This window comes from Nonomuraea terrae (genome assembly GCF_004348995.1).
GTDB lineage: Bacteria > Actinomycetota > Actinomycetes > Streptosporangiales > Streptosporangiaceae > Nonomuraea > Nonomuraea terrae.
Window position 1 is genome coordinate 1 of sequence record NZ_SMKQ01000340.1, and the last position, 5,511, is coordinate 5,511.

The 5,511-nt window shown below is 69.3% G+C and carries 5 protein-coding genes, 1 tRNA gene and 1 pseudogene; 3 read left to right on the forward strand and 4 right to left on the reverse strand.

Features of this window, described 5'->3' with window-relative positions:
• The first annotated feature begins 1,412 nt into the window (after positions 1-1,412).
• Entirely contained in the window at positions 1,413-1,682 is a 270-nt protein-coding gene (locus E1286_RS45615) for a hypothetical protein (protein WP_132623412.1), read from the forward strand.
• On the opposite strand, the gene E1286_RS45620 is transcribed toward E1286_RS45615, so the two are convergent.
• The 3 genes from E1286_RS45620 to E1286_RS45630 all read right to left on the reverse strand — a co-directional run bounded on the left by E1286_RS45620 (position 1,679) and on the right by E1286_RS45630 (position 3,954).
• Positions 1,679-1,951: a hypothetical protein gene (locus E1286_RS45620; protein WP_132623414.1), complete on the reverse strand. Its 273-nt coding sequence runs from the start codon at positions 1,949-1,951 to the stop codon at positions 1,679-1,681. The genes E1286_RS45615 and E1286_RS45620 overlap by 4 nt on opposite strands.
• Positions 1,952-2,020: 69 nt before the next feature.
• Complete coding sequence (locus E1286_RS45625) at positions 2,021-2,665, reverse strand: response regulator (RefSeq protein WP_132623416.1); 645 nt, start codon at positions 2,663-2,665, stop codon at positions 2,021-2,023.
• 14 nt (positions 2,666-2,679) lie between these two features.
• Entirely contained in the window at positions 2,680-3,954 is a 1,275-nt protein-coding gene (locus tag E1286_RS45630) for a sensor histidine kinase (RefSeq protein ID WP_246075707.1), read from the reverse strand.
• A 301-nt stretch (positions 3,955-4,255) separates the two neighbouring features.
• Here E1286_RS45630 and E1286_RS45635 point away from each other — a divergent pair, with 301 nt between their 5' ends.
• Both E1286_RS45635 and E1286_RS45640 read left to right on the forward strand, forming a co-directional pair.
• The gene (locus tag E1286_RS45635) at positions 4,256-4,657 is read left to right on the forward strand and encodes a hypothetical protein (RefSeq protein ID WP_132623418.1); all 402 of its coding nucleotides are present in this window, start codon (positions 4,256-4,258) and stop codon (positions 4,655-4,657) included.
• Positions 4,658-4,826: 169 nt separating this feature from the next.
• Positions 4,827-4,899 (forward strand) — tRNA-Arg (locus tag E1286_RS45640).
• 397 nt (positions 4,900-5,296) lie between these two features.
• On the opposite strand, the pseudogene E1286_RS45645 reads toward E1286_RS45640, so the two are convergent.
• A pseudogene (locus E1286_RS45645) lies at positions 5,297-5,511 on the reverse strand (hypothetical protein); the annotation flags it as partial.

A 5,511-nucleotide genomic window follows, 5' to 3' on the forward strand; every position in this document is an offset into this window, starting at 1 on the left:
ACCCCGAACCCCCCGCATCCGAACCAAAGGTGCGACCTCCCTCAGACGGTGACTTCACCCCATGCGGCGCGTCGCCCCCCAGGCCCGGATCACCTCCATAAGACGCATACGACCCAGCCCGAGAATCACCCCCGGAGACCGAACTCGCCCCAAACGACACCACACCCCCCGGCCCAGAACTTCCCGAATCCGGACTAAAAGGCCGATCAGCCCCAGACAGCGCATCAACGCCATAGTGCGACTCACCCCCGGACGACGGCCTGAGGCCATAGGTCGGAGCGGCCCCGGAGGGCGGCCTGGCACCGTAAACCGGATCGGCCCCGGACTGCGGTCTGGCACCGTAAACCGAGTCGGCCCCGGACTGCGACCTGGCGCCGTAGGACGTGGGAGCCCCTGACGAGGGATTCGGGCCATAGGACGGGTTGCCCCCGGGCGACGGATCCTGGCCGTAGGGCGGGTTGGCGCCACGCCAATGTTCTTTGGCACCCAGCCGTGGCTGCACGTGGGGGGCCGTCGGCGCGTAAGGCGGCCGCGCGTCCGACGGCCCACCGTAGGGCCACTGCGGCCGAGCCTCCTCCCCCCGCTGCGGCTCCCCCACCTGCCCGTACGACGACTCCGCCCGCCCACGCGGTTGCCCCGGTGCCCCGTACGGCCGCTCCGACTGCCGGTGTGGCGGCTCCGGCCCCTCATGCATCTGGCCCGGCGGTTCGAACGTCGGCTCCGGTCGTCCGTACGTCGGGCCTTGCCCGAATGCGTCTGACCGCTCCGACTGCCCGTACAGGTCGGGCCGACTCGGCGGCCGCTCCAGCCGACCGAATTCTTCATGCGGCTGACCAGGCCGCCCTTGTGGTTGACCGGGTTGCCCCTGCGGCCGGCGCCAGACCTCGCGTGACCCACCAACCTGCTCAGGCGGCCGGCCGGGCTCCTCACTCCTCGCCCTCGGAGGCGCCTGGCTGATCGTCGGAAACCCGACCGGCGGCAGAAACGTCGGCCGCGGCGACGACCGCCCCGAACCAGAAGAACCGGGACCAGCAGACCCTGAACCTGAAACCGCCGAATCGCCAGCCTGCGAACCCAGCGACCCGGAACCCACCGAACCAGCGGGCCCTGCACCAAGCGACCCAGGACCACGCGAGCCCGAAGCACCTGACGCGGGCTCACCCGAACCGGAAGCACCCAACGCGGGCTCGCCCGAATCCGAATCCAAACCCGAACCGGGGCCGCCCGAAGCCCCTGAACCGGGACCGCTCGGGCCGGAGTCACCCGAAGCCCCTGAACCCGGACGGCTCGGGCCGGAGTCCCCCGAACCACCTACACCCGAACCGCCTACACCCGCGCCCGACCCCGTGGCTGCATCCCTATCGGTCCCCGGCACGTCAGAGGGTTCCGAGATGGAGGGCGCGGGTGGCGGGGTGACGGATTCGCCGGTTGGCGGCGGCAAGAACTCCGGCCTCCCGACCGGCACCCCTTCCCGCCCCGACCCACGTTCCTCCGGCGAGGACGGCGAGGACGGCGAAGAGGACGACGGCGGAGGGTCCGGCGGTCGCGGCGATGTGGTCATGGACGCGGTCTACTCCCTGGTCGCGATCAGGCTAGGGCCCGAGGACCGACATTCGATCAACGGCTCCGATCCATCCCCTGCCCGCGCCGACAACCGGCGAAATGCCAAACACAACACCTAGGTGTACATCTCCGGATTAATCCCCGTACAAAACCCTGCCGACACGATCGACGCCAACGCCCACCCGATCATCAACCCCAGCCCCAACCCCACGGACCAGGACTTCCGCAGCACCACGAGCACCACGCCGGCGACGAGCCCCAGCAGCGCGAGAAAACCCGCGGCCACCCCGATCGCCACCGTGGACTGCAGGCTCAGGGCGACCAACCCGACGAGCACGTTGACGACGAAGTACCCGAAGAGCCCGGCGAACGCCGTGCCGACGACCACCCCCGTCCGACGAGGCGGTTCAGAAGGCCCAGAAGGCGGCGAATGGCTCACGAGGCACACACTACGGGCCTATATCCCCTCCGAATAGTAATCGGAGTAGTAAATCGCCGCCTGCACCCGGCTCCTCAATCCGAGCTTGTTCAGCACCCGGCTGACATGCGTTTTGGTCGTCGCCTCGGCCATGTCGAGCTCCCTGGCGATCTCGGCGTTGGACATTCCACGCCCGATGCACGCCAGCACCTCACGCTCCCGAGGCGTCAGCCCGCCCGGATCGGCGACCGCCTCTCGACGTACGGGAGCGCCCTCGGCGAACGCCGCGATCAGCCTCCGCGTCACCCCCGGCGAGATGAGCCCATCCCCGCGCGCCACCACACGTACCGCATGAACCAGCGACTCGGCATCGGTGTTCTTCAGCAGAAATCCCGCCGCCCCGGCCCGCAACGCCCCGAACACATATTCGTCGACATCGAACGTCGTCAGAATCAGCACATCACAAACTCCCGCCAGCTCTTTGGTGGCCGAAATTCCGTCGAGCCGCGGCATGCGCACGTCCATCAACACGACGTCGGGCCGCAGCTCCCTCGCCATGGCCACGGCCTGCTCACCATCGCCGGCCTCGCCCACGACCTCGATGTCATCGGCGCCGTCGAGGATCAGCACGATCCCGGCCCTGACCGCCGCATGGTCGTCGGCCACCAACACCTTGACGCTCACTCACCACACCTCCATCAAGCCCGCTCCTCCACCGTGGAGGCCCGCTCCACGTCCCCTGGCTCACGACGACCTTCGCCACTCGTGCGCCGTCCACGACCTCCGTCACCGGCCCCGAACACCCACGTCGCGCCTTTGGACGTCCGTGCCTCGGTCGTCTCCTCAGCCGTCGGCAGGTCAGCCAGAACCCGCCATTCATCGCCGCTCTTCCCCGCCTCGAAAAGCCCGCCGACCAGCGAGGCCCGCTCCCGCATGCCGATCAGCCCGGCTCCCGCCCCGGGCAGCCCGGTCCGCCGCTCGCGGAGCGCATTCACGACCCGGACCAGAACCCGTTCCTCCTCATAAGAGACGAGCACGGAAACCGGCGACTCTCCGTGCTTGAGCGCGTTGGTGAGCGCTTCCTGCAGAATCCGATAGCCCGCGAGATCGACGGACGCCGGCAGCTCGCGTACCGTCCCCTCGACCCGCATGTCGGCGGCCAGCCCGGCCCGCCGCACTCTTTCGACCAGCGTCTCGACGTCGGCGAGGCGAGGCCGCATCGCCCCTGCGCTCCCCTCCGCCTCGTCGCCCTCCTGCCGCAGCAGGCCGATCATGGCCCGCATCTCGGCCATGCCCTTGACGCTGTTCTCCCGTACGGATTCCATGACCTTCCTGACCGTCTCCCGGTCGAGATCCTTACGGGACAGCGCGGCCGTGGACTGGATGGCGATGGCGCTGAAATGGTTGGCGATCATGTCGTGGAGCTCGCGCGCCATCCGCGTACGTTCGGCCGTGACGGCCGCCTGCCGATCCAGCTCGGCGAGCCTGGCGACCTGCTCGGCCCGCGCGCGTTCCACCGCCGCCCGGTCGCGGTGCTCGCGCAGCACGACGGCGGTCATCACCGGCGTGACGAGCACCAGCCCGGCCTGCACGCCCGCGACGGCCAGCACCCGCCAGTCGGACGCGACGAACCCCGCCACGGCCCCGGCCGCCACCGCCAGCACGGATGTGACGCCGAGGAGTATCCGAGCGAGGGGCGCCGGCCCGTAGAGCGCGGCGGCGTACAGATTGTCGGTGAAAATGAGGACAGTGCCGAGCGACGGCCCCACGAAGCCGTCCACCACGATGGCGAGCACGCCGAGCCCCAGGGAGCCCAGCGGAGCCCGTTGCCGCAGCAGCACCCCCACGCAGGTGATCGCCAACGGCACCCCGAGCACCCACATGGGCACGCCACGGTGGAGGTAGGCCCCACCCGCGATCAGCACCGCTCCCACCGCGAAGGCCAGCACAGCCCCCAGCACGACCCGGTTCATGACCCCATCCCACCATCTCCGGGCCGTGCTTCACTCCTACGAACGTCCGCCTGTGGACACACCTTTCGATGTATCCACAGGCTGGAGAACTGCCGGGCGAGACGCTCATCCCTGACTCGCCGATCAGAGATCTCGCCCCACCGGCGATCTTTCTTACCCCCGCGGCGGATAAACCTCCACCCGGAACGTCGCCCTCCGTTTCGCGCCACCGTCCACTCGTTGCGACCATGTGCTAACAGAAAGTGGGACTCCGGCGCCTCCAGAGCCGACCCCCTCCCAACTGCCGCAAAGGTAGGAGTACGTGAACATAGAGGCCGAGATTCGCGATCTGAAACGCCGTATCGCGGCCCTCGAAGCCGACGTCCCTCCCGGCAGCGGAACCTCCGCCCGCCGCAGGGCTCGAACGCGACGTAGGCACACCATCCCGGCACACAACTGCACCCGTCAGGAGGACCCGCCCGCCGACACCCTCAGAGCGCCGGCCCGCGGCGACGACCTGAGGGCCCAGATCAGGTTCCTCCAAGCCGAGGTGAACGACGACCTCTCGGCCCTGAACGTCGAGATCGGCGGCTTCCGGCGCCAGGCCAACGACCACTTCGCCTCAGCCCACCACACGGCCCGGGCGCACCACGACTCCCTCCAACGCGCCCTCACCGGCCTCACCCACCTGCTCGAACGCCTCCTGACCCGCCTGGACGCCTGACCGCCCGGCGACCCACGATCCAACCCCGGCCACCCCGCCGAGGGCATCCGCCCAGCTCACCGCCTCAACCCTCCGCCATCACCCAGCCAAGATCGCCCCCACGACCTCCCGATTGCCGTTTCCGGTTCGAGGCACTCACAGAAACCCGCTATGCTTGCTTAAGCACCGAGCGGCCGTAGCTCAATGGATAGAGCATCTGACTACGGATCAGAAGGTTACGGGTTCGACTCCTGTCGGCCGCGCACAGCACAGAGGCCCGCTACCAGGGAAACCTGGAGCGGGCCTTTGGTTTGTCCGGATGATCTCGCTGACGGGGCCTCTTCGCCGATGGCCTCGGCGAGGATGCCGGCCGCCGGGGCTTCCGCCGTACGCACCACGTGGGCGTTGACGCGGCGTGGCCGAGGCGATCGAAAAGAGCGTGCCCGGGTGGCCGGGTCCGGCCGGTCGTGAAGACGTAGTAGACGCCGCCGGGCGGACCTTGCGCTTGTCGGCGGACTGGAGCTTGCGCTGATTCTTCGAGGCTGATGGCCGAATGCGACCATCGCGCTCGCCAAGGCCGAGGCCGGCCCCTGCCTGATCCGCCTCGTGCCACGGGGTCCGGCCAGGGCCCCGTGGCCAGCTGCGCAGGACGACATCGGATCAAGCGGCGTCGAGGGCCTCGGTGATCTTGCGGGCCATCTCCGTCATGGTGGGGCTGGGCTCGCCCTTCTGGGGCCGGGAGGCTGCTGCGATGGCGACGATGACGGTGCTGCGGAAGTTGTCGGCCTCCGCCGGCGCCTGCTTCTTGAGCAGGCTCATGGCTGCGGTCAGGGCCGGCAGCACCTGGTCGGCGAGTTCGGCCACGGTCTTGCCGT

Coding starts and splice junctions, on each gene's coding strand:
- E1286_RS45630 (WP_246075707.1), bottom strand. CDS start 3,954: ATGAACCGGGTCGTGCTGGGGGCTGTGCTGGCCTTCGCGGTGGGAGCG.